General features: G+C 44.3%; 9 protein-coding genes and 4 tRNA genes. 5 read left to right on the top strand and 8 right to left on the bottom strand.

All coding sequences use genetic code 11. The annotated features are described in order from the left end of the window. Nucleotides 1–78 precede the first annotated feature (78 nt). On the top strand, nt 79–3,528 hold the full coding sequence (mfd, locus tag J5A60_RS06830) for a transcription-repair coupling factor (RefSeq protein WP_212509880.1): 3,450 nt from the start codon (nt 79–81) through the stop codon (nt 3,526–3,528). 144 nt (nt 3,529–3,672) lie between these two features. Here the strand turns inward: mfd and J5A60_RS06825 are convergent. The 3 genes from J5A60_RS06825 to J5A60_RS06815 form a co-directional block, all read right to left on the bottom strand. Next, nucleotides 3,673–3,762, bottom strand: a tRNA-Ser gene (locus J5A60_RS06825). Between the two features lie 92 nt (nt 3,763–3,854). After that, nucleotides 3,855–6,713 carry a ribonuclease E gene (gene rne / locus J5A60_RS06820; protein WP_212509879.1) on the bottom strand — a complete coding sequence of 953 codons (2,859 nt, stop codon included), beginning with the start codon at nt 6,711–6,713 and terminating at the stop codon, nt 3,855–3,857. Beyond that, complete coding sequence (locus J5A60_RS06815; protein WP_006719091.1) at nt 6,694–6,846, bottom strand: hypothetical protein; 153 nt, start codon at nt 6,844–6,846, stop codon at nt 6,694–6,696. The genes rne and J5A60_RS06815 overlap by 20 nt, the downstream gene beginning before the upstream one ends. Before the next feature lie 333 nt (nt 6,847–7,179). Here J5A60_RS06815 and rluC point away from each other — a divergent pair, with 333 nt between their 5' ends. Beyond that, complete coding sequence (rluC, locus tag J5A60_RS06810; RefSeq protein ID WP_032998194.1) at nt 7,180–8,139, top strand: 23S rRNA pseudouridine(955/2504/2580) synthase RluC; 960 nt, start codon at nt 7,180–7,182, stop codon at nt 8,137–8,139. Nucleotides 8,140–8,247: 108 nt separating this feature from the next. Here the strand turns inward: rluC and trxA are convergent, their stop codons facing one another. The 3 genes from trxA to J5A60_RS06795 form a co-directional block, all read right to left on the bottom strand. Further along, on the bottom strand, nt 8,248–8,571 hold the full coding sequence (gene trxA, locus J5A60_RS06805; protein WP_006719089.1) for a thioredoxin: 324 nt from the start codon (nt 8,569–8,571) through the stop codon (nt 8,248–8,250). A gap of 96 nt (nt 8,572–8,667) precedes the next feature. Beyond that, on the bottom strand, nt 8,668–9,663 hold the full coding sequence (locus J5A60_RS06800) for a 2-hydroxyacid dehydrogenase (protein ID WP_006719088.1): 996 nt from the start codon (nt 9,661–9,663) through the stop codon (nt 8,668–8,670). A 23-nt stretch (nt 9,664–9,686) separates the two neighbouring features. Next, complete coding sequence (locus J5A60_RS06795) at nt 9,687–10,796, bottom strand: methionine biosynthesis PLP-dependent protein (protein ID WP_006719087.1); 1,110 nt, start codon at nt 10,794–10,796, stop codon at nt 9,687–9,689. Between the two features lie 239 nt (nt 10,797–11,035). Here J5A60_RS06795 and J5A60_RS06790 point away from each other — a divergent pair. The 3 genes from J5A60_RS06790 (at nt 11,036) to J5A60_RS06780 (ending at nt 11,310) form a co-directional block, all read left to right on the top strand. Further along, nucleotides 11,036–11,111 (top strand) — tRNA-Gly (locus tag J5A60_RS06790). Nucleotides 11,112–11,118: 7 nt separating this feature from the next. Beyond that, a tRNA-Cys gene (locus J5A60_RS06785) sits at nt 11,119–11,192 on the top strand. A 31-nt stretch (nt 11,193–11,223) separates the two neighbouring features. Continuing rightward, nucleotides 11,224–11,310, top strand: a tRNA-Leu gene (locus J5A60_RS06780). Between the two features lie 163 nt (nt 11,311–11,473). Here J5A60_RS06780 and lysC read toward each other — a convergent pair. Next, nucleotides 11,474–12,826 (bottom strand): lysine-sensitive aspartokinase 3, encoded by a 1,353-nt coding sequence (gene lysC / locus J5A60_RS06775; RefSeq protein ID WP_212509878.1) that lies wholly within the window; start codon nt 12,824–12,826, stop codon nt 11,474–11,476. Between the two features lie 119 nt (nt 12,827–12,945). Continuing rightward, nucleotides 12,946–14,208 (bottom strand): glutamate-5-semialdehyde dehydrogenase, encoded by a 1,263-nt coding sequence (gene proA / locus J5A60_RS06770; protein WP_212509877.1) that lies wholly within the window; start codon nt 14,206–14,208, stop codon nt 12,946–12,948. Nucleotides 14,209–14,212 lie beyond the last annotated feature (4 nt).

Raw genomic sequence — 14,212 nt, 5'->3', positions numbered from 1 at the left:
TTTTATACAGACTTTTATTGGAAATCCCCCCTGTTTGAGCTAAACTAGCGACAATTTTTTTTAATATATTGTCGTTTTATGCAAACTCCATTTTTTCACATCGAAATTCCAACCCAAGCACAAGATCATAAAATTTTAGCCAATATTCTGCCCGGCGCGGATAGCCTTGCCGTGAGTGAAATTGCGGCGCAGTTTAACGGGCTAACCGTCGTGGTGACGAACGATACCCGAAGTGCGGTGCGTTTAGAAAAAGAATTAGCGCAACTGAGCCTACTTAATGTCACCTTTTTCCCCGATTGGGAAACCTTGCCTTACGACAGTTTTTCGCCTCATCAAGATATTATTTCTGCCCGCTTGAGTGCCTTATTTCACTTACAGCAATGCAAGCAAGGCATTTTCATTTTGCCGATTGCCACCTTAATGCAACGCGTTTGCCCGCCCTCTTATTTACAACATCGGGTGTTACTGATTAACAAAGGCGACCGTTTTGTTATTGAAACGCTTCGTTTGCAATTGGAAAAATCGGGTTATCGTGCGGTGGAGCAAGTGTTGGAGCATGGCGAATATGCTGTGCGCGGCGCCTTGTTGGATCTTTTCCCAATGGGAAGTGCGGTGCCTTTTCGTTTAGATTTCTTTGATGATGAAATTGATTCCATTCGCACTTTTGATGTGGATACACAACGCACGTTGCAGGAAATCGATCAAATCAATTTATTGCCGGCGCACGAATTTCCAACGGATAACCAAGGCATTGAATTTTTCCGTAGTCAATTCCGCGCGGCGTTTGGTGAAATTCGACGGGATCCGGAACATATTTATCAACAAATCAGCAAAGGCACGTTGGCGGCAGGGATTGAATATTGGCAGCCCTTGTTCTTTGAAGAAATGGCGACCTTATTTGAGTATTTCCCGGCGAATACGCTGTTTATTACCGGCGAGCAAAATCAAATGCAGGGTGAGCGTTTTTACGCCGATGCAGAACAACGTTTTGAGAGCCGCCGTGTGGACCCGATGCGTCCGTTATTGTCACCCGATAAACTTTGGTTGCGCATTGACGAAGTGAATCGTCAGTTAAAAAATTACCCTGCCATTGCATTAAAAACGGAAAAAGTGCGGTCGTCCGCACGGCAGAAAAATTTGGCCATTACGCCCTTACCGCCACTGACCATTCAATCGCAACAAAAAGAACCGTTACATCAGTTACGCCAATTTATTGAGCATTTTAAAGGTAATATTTTACTTATCGTGGAAACGGAAGGTCGTCGTGAAACCTTGTTAAGCCTGCTTGCACCGCTAAAACTGAAACCAAAACAAATTCATACCTTGGCGCAAGCAATGGAAGAAAAATTGGCTTTAATGGTTAGCCCGTTGGAGCATGGTTTTATTATTGAGCAGGATGTGCCCCTTGCCATTATTTGTGAATCGGAATTGCTTGGCGAACGTGTGCAGCAACGGCAGCGGGATAAATCCCGCACGGTGAATCCTGATACCTTGATTCGCAATCTTGCCGAATTGCAAATCGGTCAGCCGGTTGTGCATTTGGATCATGGTGTGGGGCGCTATGGCGGCTTAGTCAGTTTAGAAAACGGCGGCATTGAAGCGGAATATTTGTTGCTCAATTATGCCAACGACTCGAAATTGTATGTGCCCGTAGCATCGTTACATTTAATCAGCCGTTATGTAGGCGGTGCCGATGAGACTGCGCCGTTGCACAAGTTAGGCTCCGAAGCCTGGGGCAAAGCGCGCAGTAAAGCGGCGGAGAAAATTCGTGATGTAGCAGCGGAGTTATTGGATGTGTATGCGCAACGTGAAGCGCAAAAAGGCTTTGCGTTCCGATATGATCGTGAGGAATTCCAACAATTCACTGCTACGTTCCCGTTTGAAGAAACCCATGACCAACTTATGGCAATTAATGCCGTGATTTCAGACATGACTCAACCGAAAGCCATGGATCGCCTTGTGTGTGGCGATGTGGGTTTTGGTAAAACGGAAGTGGCGATGCGTGCCGCCTTTTTAGCGGTGATGAACCACAAACAGGTTGCTGTGTTGGTGCCGACTACATTATTGGCGCAACAACATTTCGATAATTTCAAAGACCGCTTTGCTAACTTGCCGGTAAACGTGGAAATGTTATCTCGCTTTAAAACGGCAAAAGAGCAGAAACAGGTGATTCAGGATTTAGCCGAAGGTAAAGTTGATATTCTGATTGGCACCCATAAAATTATTCAAGGTGACGTGCAATTCCATGATCTGGGTTTGTTGATTATTGACGAAGAACACCGTTTTGGCGTGCGCCAAAAAGAAAAAATGAAACAGCTGCGCGCGAACATAGATATTCTTACTCTGACGGCAACGCCAATTCCACGTACCTTAAACATGGCGATGAATGGTATTCGCGATCTTTCCATTATTTCTACACCACCGGCACGCCGTTTAACCATTAAAACGTTTGTGCGTCAAACGGATGAGTTAGTGATTCGTGAAGCCATTTTGCGTGAAATTTTGCGTGGCGGGCAGGTGTATTATTTGCATAACGATGTGGCGAGCATCGAAAATACGGCAGAAAAACTGACCGCACTTGTGCCGGAAGCACGCGTGATTGTGGGACACGGGCAAATGCGCGAACGTGAATTGGAACGCGTGATGTCGGATTTTTATCATCAACGTTATAACGTGCTGGTGTGTTCTACGATTATTGAAACCGGTATCGATGTGCCGACGGCCAATACCATTATTATCGAGCGTGCCGATAATTTTGGTTTGGCACAGTTGCACCAGTTGCGCGGACGGATTGGGCGTTCTCACCATCAAGCCTATGCGTATTTGCTCACACCACCACCGAAACTGATGACGAAGGATGCGCAAAAACGCTTGGAAGCCCTGGAAAGCCTAGATAACCTCGGTGCCGGCTTTATTTTAGCCACCCACGATTTGGAAATTCGCGGCGCAGGGGAATTGCTAGGCAACGAGCAGAGCGGCCAAATTGAAAGCATCGGTTTTTCTCTTTACATGGAATTGTTAGAGCGTGCGGTGAAAGCCTTAAAAGAAGGTCGCGAGCCGTCATTGGACGAACTGACGCAACAACAAACTGAGATTGATTTACGGATGCCGTCGCTATTGCCGGAAGATTATTTGGGCGATGTGAATATGCGTTTGTCTTTCTATAAACGTATTGCCGGTGCGGAAAATACCGAGGCGTTGGATGAATTAAAAGTGGAGCTTATCGATCGTTTCGGAACCTTGCCACAAGCCACGCGGAATCTGTTGCAAATTGCGCAATTACGGCTGGATTTAAAACCGCTCAATGTCATTCGCTTGGATGCCAACGCGCAGGGTGGATTCATCGAATTTGCGCCGAACGCTGATTTAGACCCGATGATCTTTTTACAGCTAATCCAACGCAATCCGGCGGTTTATCGTTTTGACGGCCCACATAAATTCCGCTTTACCAAAGATTTAACGGACTACAAAGTGCGGTTAGAGTTTGTGACGGATTTGGTCAAAGAATTAATTAAGAAAGAAGGGTGATAAATTCATCTCGATGAGTTCTTATTATTGGCAAAGCGAAGGTTGAGTTTTGCCAATTTAAGAAGTAAATCTAACGCGAGATAAATGCTAAGTAAAAGACATGTAAAAAGGCGCTAAGTTTTCACTTAGCGCCTTTTCTGAATATGGCGGAGGAATAGGGATTCGAACCCTAGGAGGGCGTAAACCCTCGCCGGTTTTCAAGACCGGTGCCTTCAACCACTCGACCATTCCTCCGTGTTTTGAGCGAGGTGAATAATACGGACTTTGCTATATCAAGTCAAGCAGTTAAATAAAAGATTCTATTTAACTGCTTTATTTTCAAACGACTAGTTTTCAGACTCTGTTTTTGTTGGTTCTGCGTAGACATGGCTGATTGCCGTATGATGCCCAGCAGCGCCTTTCCCGTAGAAATAATAGCGGGATTCCTGCCATTCTTGAACCGGATATGTCTTGATTGGCTCATCCGAGGCTTTAGCTAACGTCGCGTCAGCTTTGGTATGAGTTACTGCAGAGAATGTCCCAATACGGCCATTGAACACATAAGTGCGGTCAATTTCGGCCATAAATTTCACATCATGCTCGGCTTTCGGTTCAAGCTGTTCTGCGATTGCCGCAGTTGGTTCTGATGTCACGTTATTGTTTAAACGTTCTAAAGACGCCTGAATTTTTTTCTCAACAGACTCATTTGCCGGTTGGGTAATAAATTCAGTTAACGGTTGAACTTCATTTTTGGCTTTCTCAACAATCATATCTAATGCCGGAACCGTAATGCTTTTCTCGGTTTCTGCAGTTGATTGATTTTGTTGCTCAAGCAATTCATCAACCGATAAGAACGGTGTTTCTTTCGGTTGATTTACTTGCGACATATCGATCCAAACTTTACCGCTGGCTAGCTCAGGAGAGGCTACCGCAGCAAATAACGGCATTGGTGATTTTTCCTGTTGGTTACGACGACGGCGTTGGTTATTCACACGTAAATGACGCGGTAAACGACGTTGACGAGAATTATCACGATTGCGTTCAGGTTCATTTGAGATTTCTGCTGCTTCTGCAGAAACAATGGATTCCTCTGGGGCATGAGCAACATTCGCGTTTTCAACAAATGAAACATTTTCTGCTTGGTCAGCTTGAATGTCATTTACCTCATCATAAACGCGGACTTTTTTGCGTAAGTCACGACGTTGACGACGTTGTGCAGGTTCAGCCTTTTCTTCGGTAACCGGGGTAGAAGATTCAGGTTTAATGATTTCTTCAATCACCTCAGGTTTACGATTACGTTTAGCGTTGCGATCTTGATGACGATTTCTAACCTCAGATTTATCCGCACTTTGTTCTTCAACAACGTTTTCCACGTTTTCGTTGCGAACACGACGGTTGTTACGACGATCTTGATTGCGACGATTACGGTTGTTACTGTTTCTGTTATTCGAACGTGCTTTTTTATTTTTTTCTTCTTGTTTTGGCTCAGAAGCAAATAAACCTTTTAACACGGCAAATAAACGGCTTAACAAAGAAGGTGCTTTCGGCACTTTACGTTCAACCGGCTCCGGTGCAGGCATTGTAATGGCCAAAGAAACCGCCGCACTTTCCACCGCCGGTGTTTCTGCCGGTGTCGCTTCAATATTACGAGAAACCAACGATTCCTCAGCGGCAAAGGTTTCATCTTGATCTTGATGTAATTTTGCTAAATTGTAGCTTAACTCATTCACTTCTTCGCCATCACGAACACGGAACACGCTGAAATTCGGGGTTTCCATCGCTTCGTTTGGTACCACGATAATATCGACATCATGGCGTTTTTCGATGCTATGAATGGCTTTACGTTTTTCGTTTAATAAGTAAGAAGCGATTTGTACCGGAACGATGGTGTGAACCTGTTTGGTATTTTCTTTTAATGCTTCTTCTTCCAATAAACGCAAGATAGAAAGTGAAAGTGATTCGTTATCACGGATTTTACCGGTCCCTTGGCAACGCGGGCAGACGTGATGAGAGGATTCACCTAATGACGGACTCAAACGTTGGCGTGACATTTCCAACAAACCGAAGCGGGAAATACGACTAATTTGAATACGCGCGCGATCTTGACGTACGGCATCGCGAATGCGGTTTTCCACTTCACGTTGATGGCGAACCGGTGTCATGTCGATGAAGTCGATAACGATCAAACCACCCAAGTCGCGTAAACGAAGTTGACGCGCAATTTCATCTGCGGCTTCAAGGTTAGTGTTTAATGCGGTTTCTTCGATATCGCCACCACGGGTAGAACGTGCGGAGTTAATATCAATGGCTGTTAAGGCTTCAGTGGCGTCAATGACGATAGAGCCACCGGAAGGTAAACGCACTTCACGTTGGAAAGCGGATTCAATTTGGGATTCGATTTGATAATGACTGAACAGCGGAACTTCGCCTTGATACAATTTCACTCGATTAATGAAATCCGGACGCACTAATTTGATGTGTGCTTTCGCTTTTTCATAGACTTTCGGGCTATCAATCAGAATTTCGCCGATATCACGACGCAAATAGTCGCGAATCGCACGCACGATAACATCACTTTCTTGGTGAATTAAGAACGGCGCAGGGCGGCTTTCTGAGGCTTGTTTGATCGCCTCCCAATGGTGCAATAGCACTTTTAAGTCCCATTGCAATTCTTCCGGTGATTTACCTACACCGGCGGTACGCACGATTAAACCGACACCTTCAGGCACATCCAAAGAACTCAAGGCATCTTTTAATTCCAAACGCTCATCACCCTCAATGCGACGAGAAATGCCCCCCGCACGCGGGTTGTTTGGCATGATCACCAAATAACTTCCCGCTAAGGAAACAAAGGTTGTCAACGCAGCACCTTTATTGCCGCGCTCTTCTTTGTTCACTTGAACAATAACTTCTTGTCCTTCAGAAATAATATCACGAATATTTGGGCGACCTTGATAGACATAATCCGCCGGGAAATATTCACGTGCAATTTCTTTTAACGGTAAAAAACCGTGACGTTCTGCGCCATAATCCACAAAAGCGGCTTCTAAACTCGGCTCAACGCGAGTGATTTTTCCTTTGTAAATATTGGCTTTTTTCTGTTCGTGACCAGGACTTTCAATGTCCAGGTCGAATAAGCGTTGTCCATCGACTAACGCAACGCGCAACTCTTCTTTTTGAGTTGCGTTAATTAACATTCTTTTCATTCGTTTTCTCTTTTATCGAAAGGGGTTTATGCCCTAAAAATACGTCATCAAAAATGACCGCACTTTGCTTAGTCGCCGACCTCGTGTCTGTCGCAGAATGTCCGTCTTCCCGACTGTCATCTGCTGGGTGCATTGGCAACCTTATTCACACTCATATCATCTTGATATGTGAATAAAAACAAAACCGGTTAAAAAATGGCTTGCAAGCTGTCGCTCATATTGATGGTTAAAAATCATTGCAATAACAACGTCTTATGCCGAATGCTGCATTGTATTCTATCAATGATAACCTGTTTATTTTAAAGCCTTTTTTATCACTCAAAAAGGCGCGTTATTATCGCTTGAATAGGGATTTTTAGCAAGGCGTTTCGCCCTTATGAGAAGATTCTTTGCGACATTCAAACTCATAACGCAATATGCTATGATGCGCGTCAATTTTTATGTAAAAGATCGTAATAAATACAAGATGAATGAAAAAATAGTTAACCCGAACGTGCAATTTCTCACTATAAGCGATGATGAAGCTGGTCAAAGATTAGATAATTTTCTCCTTGCGCGCTTAAAAGGCGTACCTAAAAGTCTGATTTATCGTATTGTACGCAAAGGCGAAGTGCGGGTGAATAAAGGCAGAAGTAAGCCGGAGTATAAATTACAAGCCGAGGATGTGGTGCGAATTCCGCCGGTGCGTGTGGCAGAAAAAGCACAGGAAACCGTTTCTCATAAACTCACCAAAGTTGCCCAACTAGAACAACACATTATTTTTGAAGACAATTACTTATTGGTGCTTAATAAGCCTTCCGGCATTGCCGTACATGGGGGCAGTGGACTTGATTTTGGGGTGATTGAGGCATTACGCGCACTTCGTCCGGAGGCGCGTTTCTTGGAATTGGTTCATCGTTTGGATCGCGATACTTCGGGGATTTTATTGGTAGCGAAAAAGCGCTCTGCATTGCGTCATTTGCATGAACAGTTGCGTGAAAAAACGATTCAAAAAGAGTATTTAGCGCTTGTGCGTGGGCAGTGGCAATCACACTGTAAAGTGGTGCAGGCACCGCTGTTGAAAAATGAGTTGTCGAGCGGCGAGCGCATTGTGAAAGTCAGTGAACAAGGTAAACCGTCAGAAACCCGTTTTTCTGTGGAAGAGCGTTACGTAAATGCTACGTTGGTGAAAGCTTCGCCAGTCACGGGGCGAACCCATCAAATCCGCGTGCATACGCAATATGCCGGACATCCTATTGCTTTAGATAGCAAATATGGCGACAAAGTATTCGATCAACAAATGGCAGAATTGGGTTTGAATCGTTTATTCTTGCATGCTTATTCTATTCGTTTTGAACATCCGCACAGTGGTGAAACCTTACGTTTAACGGCACAGTTGGATGAGAAAATGAAAGGGATCTTAAAACGGTTGCGTGAGATGAAGTAAAGTACGGTGGATTTTCCGTGTATTTTGAAAATACTGAAAAAAACGACCGCACTTTGTACGACAGAAAACAAAAACGCCAAGCAAAAGCTTGGCGTTTTTATGTTTAAATTAAATATTTTGGTTGATAAATGCAGCCAATTGATTTTTTGGTAATGCACCCACTTGAGTGGCAACCGGTTTACCGTCTTTAAACAAGAGTAATGTTGGGATGCTGCGCACACCGAATTGCATTGGGGTAGCTTGGTTGTCATCGATATTGATTTTCACAATTTTTACTTTACCATCAAATTCAGCGGCCAAATCGTCAAGGATTGGGGCAATCATTTTGCAAGGGCCACACCATGGTGCCCAGAAATCTAATAATACCGGCACGTCTGAATTTAATACGTCTGCAACGAAAGTCGCATCGCTGGAATGTAATACTTCACTCATATTCTTTCCTTAATTTGTTAATGTATTGTTATTTAAAACTCGCGCATAATAACATAGCGCATAGGGAATAACATGTATTAGTTTAATCGCTAAAAGCTAAGAAGGCAAAACTACATTATTACAAGGCTTGTCTTTTCCGATGGTGTAAATGTTCGATAAGGTGACATCAGCAATGCTAGTGAGCGCTTCTTCCGTTAAAAACGCTTGGTGTCCCGTCAACAATACGTTGTGACAGGAAGATAAACGACGGAAAACATCATCTTGAATTACTTCGTTCGATTTATCTTCAAAGAATAAATCCCGTTCATTTTCATAAACATCCATGCCCAAAGCGCCGATTTTTCGTTGTTTTAACGCATCAATAGCTGCTTGCGTGTCAATGAGCGTGCCACGACTGGTGTTGATGATCATCACGCCATCTTTCATTTTGGCGAAGGCGTCACGGTTGAGCAGATGGTAGTTTTCCGGTGTCGCCGGGCAATGTAATGTAATCACATGAGCGCGATGATAAAGTTCATCCAAGGTGACATATTCCGCGCCTAACTCCTCTGCTAGTGGATTTTTAAACGGATCGTAGGCCAAAATCTGCATGCCAAAACCTTTGAGAATGCGAATGACGGCAAGGCCGATTTTCCCAGTACCGACCACGCCAACGGTTCGCCCATGCATGTTAAAACCAATCAAACCTTCCAGAGAAAAGTTGGCTTCACGAGTGCGCTGGTAAGCACGATGGATGCGGCGATTTAATGTCATCATCAACCCAACAGTATGTTCTGCCACGGCTTCCGGGGAATATGCCGGCACGCGAACGACCGTTAAGCCAAGTTCTTGTGCGGCTTTCAAGTCCACGTTGTTAAACCCGGCGCAACGTAAGGCAATAATTTTTACCCCAAGTGCGGAGAGTTTTTCCAACACTTTTCGGCTGCCGTCATCATTCACGAAAATACATACGGCTTCACAGTGTTCCGCCATTTTGGCTGTGCGTTCACTGAGCATAAAATCGTAAAATTCCAACTCTAAACCATACTTAGCGTTAATTAACTCTAAATATTTTCGGTCGTAACTTTTCGTACTATATACTGCAACTTTCATTTTGCCCTCCCAATACGTTAAGTTTATTTAAATTGTGCGAATGCCTGTGTTAAATCTGCTTTGATATCTTCTATATTTTCTAAGCCAACGGAAAAACGTAACAGATCATTCGTAATCCCACGTGCAATGCGCTCTGCTTCCGGAATATCCATGTGTGTTTGGGTCGCTGGATAGGTGATGAAACTTTCTGTGCCACCAAGGCTTTCGGCAAAGGTGATGAGTTTAATTGCTTTTAAGAACGTATTTACCCAGGTTTCATTTTGCAAGCGAAAAGACAACATGCCGCCTTTGTTTGGGTACAACACATCTTTTACTTGTGGCTGTTGACGTAAAAAGTCGGCAACGGCGGTCGCATTTTCTTGATGACGTTGCATGCGCAGAGCCAAGGTTTTCATACCACGAATGGTTAGCCAAGAGTCAAACGGTGATAACACAGGGCCGGCACCGTTCTGAATATAAAACAGTCGATCGCAAAGTTCTTTTCCTTTGGCTACGATTAAACCGACTAAAACGTCATTATGTCCTGCAAGGTATTTTGTGCCGCTGTGAACCACAATATCCGCACCATGTTCCATCGGGCGGAACAGCATCGGTGTTAAAAATGTATTATCAACGATCAGTAATAAATTGTGGCGTTTGGCAACCTGTGCAATGGCATCCACATCGCATTCTTCCATTAATGGATTGGAGGGGGTTTCAATAAAAATCGCTTTTGTATTCGGGGTAATTGCGGCTTCAATAGCTTGTACGGAAGCCGTGTTCACATAAACCGGTTTAACACCGTGGGTGTTTTTATAGCAAAAATCCAATAAGCGATAAGTACCGCCATAGACATCACTGGAAACAATCCATTCATCCGGTGCGGTAAATAACGACATCAATAATTGAATAGCCGCCATGCCGGAAGAGCAGGCAAATCCGCGTTCACCTTTTTCTAACTGGGCAATGGTTTCTTCGAGTACGGCACGCGTTGGATTTTTGGTTCGGGTATAGTCAAATCCGGTGCTTTCACCAATGCCGTGATGGCCGTAGGCGGTAGAAAGAAAAATCGGGGTGGAAACAGCGCCTGTACGTTCGTCAGTGCGATTTCCCGCTTGGGCTAATAAGGTCTCAATTGCATATTTTTGTGTCATAAATCTCTCCGAGAAAATAAAAAAATTTTGCACCGCACTTTAAGAAAAAGCGGATTTCATTTTGGCATAAAGTTCTTTTTGATAAAAGGAGATTTCTAACACCTTGATTACAAAAATTAAAATGAAATGCCGTTAAATTTTAATATTTTGCAGTTTTTTTCAACAAACTCACTGATTTCTGAAATTGTTTGTTGACAGTTTTAGAGAAGTCAGTAAAATGCAGCGCACTAACAGCAGATGCGGGAATAGCTCAGTTGGTAGAGCACGACCTTGCCAAGGTCGGGGTCGCGAGTTCGAGCCTCGTTTCCCGCTCCAAACTAACGGCGTGTTAGCAAAGCGGTTATGCACTGGATTGCAAATCCATGTAGCTCGGTTCGACTCCGGGACACGCCTCCATAACCATCCAACGCAGTTAGTGAATCACTCAGCCCGAGTGGTGGAATCGGTAGACACAAGGGATTTAAAATCCCTCGCCTTTCGAGGCGTGCCAGTTCAAGTCTGGCCTCGGGCACCATTTTATGGTAGAGAAAATAACAGTAAGAAACAGTCGCGAAAGCGGCTTTTTTTGTGCCCGAAATTTGTTACCGTTCTAATTGTTGTAAAAAAATTCCTAAAAAAAAAACCGCACTTTAAGTTTTTATTGATACTTAAAAGTGCGGTCTGTTTTTCAACTGTTTTTATTCAAATAATGCCTTATGTAGCAAACAAACAATGTCATCAGCTTTATCGCTGTCTGCCAACAAGCAAATGTTGTTAGTGCTGGCACCGTAACTGATCATGCGGATATTGTACGCATCTAAGGTTTCAAAAATACGTTTGGCGACACCGGAAGCTGTGTGAAGTTCATTGCCGATTAAGGCGACCAAAGACAAGCCGGTATCCACTTTCACTGTGCAGAATTGGCTTAATTCGTCTATTAACTCCTGAGAGAGTAAGCCGGTGCCGGAAGAGGCTGAACCCATTTTATCCAAGGTTAAGGCAACGCTAACTTCTGATGTTGTGATGGTGTCTACGGAGATTTTGTGTTTGGCTAAAATCGTGAAAATATTCGCTAAAAAACCTTGTGCATACAGCATATTTAAGCTGGAGAGTGTGAGCAAGGTTTGGTCACGACGTAAGGCGATCGCACGGAATGTCGGGCGAGGTTGAGGATTGCGGGTCACCCAAGTACCGCCGTCTTGTGGCGCTTTGCTGGAACCGACATAGACCGGGATATTGCTACGCACTGCAGGGAGTAAGGTTGCCGGGTGCAACACTTTCGCACCGAAGGTTGCCATTTCCGCCGCTTCGGAAAAACTCATGGTATCAATGCGTTGTGCGTTTGACACGATGCGAGGATCGGTGGTGTAAATGCCGGCAACATCGGTCCAAATTAACACATCTTGCGCATTGAGTACTTCAGCGAGTAAAGCAGCAGAGTAGTCGCTTCCGCCACGTCCTAAGGTGGTCGTTTTACCTTGTTCATCACGGCCGATAAAACCTTGGGTAATGACTAACTCACCGCGTTCGATTAACGGTTTCAATACGTTATTGCAGTTTTGACGGGTTTGTTCATCGTTTGGTGCGGCTTTGCCGAAATGGCTGTTTGTGGCAACAATGGTACGCACATCCAACCAAGTGGCTTTAATTTGTAATTCACGCAACACTTCCACAAAAATCAAGGAAGACATCATTTCACCGTGGCTGATTAATTCATCGGTTAATGCCAAGGAGGTGGCTAAATTAGCAGCTTCCGCTAATGAGGTGATATTGGCTAATAAGGCTTCGATTTTTTGACGCACGCGACTGTCGTCTTTTAATTCTGTCAAAATGTTTTCTTGAATTTGACGCACTTCATTCAGCAATTTATTGCGTTCCGGTTCTTCACAACCGTTTGCTAAGGCGACCAATAAGTTGGTGATACCGGCGGAAGCAGACAGGACAACAACGCGAGTATTGGGATCGGCGATCACGATGTTGGCGCAAGATTGCATGGCGGGGTAGTTGGCGACACTTGTGCCACCGAATTTAGCGACTGAAAGATGAGACATAAAAAAACTCCGATAAATAAGTATGATTTGTGTATTTACTCTACAAATACTGATTTACCGGAGTTTTGTCAAACAATTAATTTTAATTTTTAAATAATATTTAAAAAATGCTCTCTTTTTTAAGAACGGATCGAATAGTCGCCTACGCACACCCATTTATAGGTGGTGAGTGCCTCTAATCCCATTGGGCCGCGTGCGTGTAATTTTTGTGTGCTTACCGCCACTTCGGCCCCTAAACCAAACTGTCCCCCGTCAGTAAAACGTGTGCTGGCATTGACATAAACCGCCGCTGAATCCACTTGCGCGATAAATTGCTGTGCCTGTTTTTGCGAAGAGGTCAAAATACTGTCGGAGTGTTGACTGCCATATTGACGAATATGGGCGACGGCTTGTGCTAAATCTTCCACGACAACCACATTTAAATCCAATGACAGCCATTCTTGTTTCAGCTCGGCTTCCACTAATGGCACCACATTGGCACCGGCTTTTTGCAATAAGAAAAGTGCGGTCGGATCTGCGTGTAATTTTACGTTTTTCTCTTTCAACGTTTCTGCCAGTTTAGGTAAAAAGTCATTTGCAATGCTACGTTGTACCAACAGCGTTTCCAAGGTGTTACAGGTGCTTGGGCGTTGTGTTTTTGCATTCAAAATCACCGGCAGTGCTTTTTCCAAATCGGCAGTTTCCTCAATGAACATATGGCAAACGCCGATACCACCGACAATCACCGGAATGGTTGAATGTTCTTTTGCCAATTGATGCAATGCTGCACCGCCACGAGGGATGATCATGTCGACATATTGGTCTAATTTCAGCAATTCCATGACCAGCGCACGATCGGGATCAGTAATGGCTTGAACCGTCGCTTTAGGTAAGCCGGCACGCGCTAAGGCGGTTTGCACCACGTCCACTAAGATTTTATTAGAATGTTGTGTTTCTTTGCCGCCGCGTAGAATGACGGCGTTGCCGGTTTTTAAGCAGAGACTTGCCACATCAATTGTCACATTCGGACGCGCTTCGTAGATCGTGCCGATAACTCCTAAAGGCACGCGAACACGTTCAATTTTGACGCCACTATCTAACACACCGCCGTCAATAAGTTGCCCAACGGGATCCGACAAAGAAATCACATGGCGCACGTCATTAGCGATGCCCTGTAAACGCTCAGGCGTTAACAATAAACGATCAATAATGGCGTCGGATAAACCGTTTTGTTTGGCGGCTTCAATGTCCTGTGCATTGGCGGCTAAGATACGAGCTTGTTCTTGTTCTAATTGCTCGGCGATAAACGCTAAGGCTTGATTTTTTTCGCGTTGGGAAAGTTGGGAAAGTACGAAAGCAGCTTCTTTCGCCTGTTTTCCCATTTCAATTAAATTGACGGACATCTTT

The organism is Aggregatibacter sp. oral taxon 513 (assembly GCF_018128305.1).
GTDB lineage: Bacteria > Pseudomonadota > Gammaproteobacteria > Enterobacterales > Pasteurellaceae > Aggregatibacter > Aggregatibacter segnis_A.
This window is presented reverse-complemented; position numbering and strand designations above follow the sequence as displayed.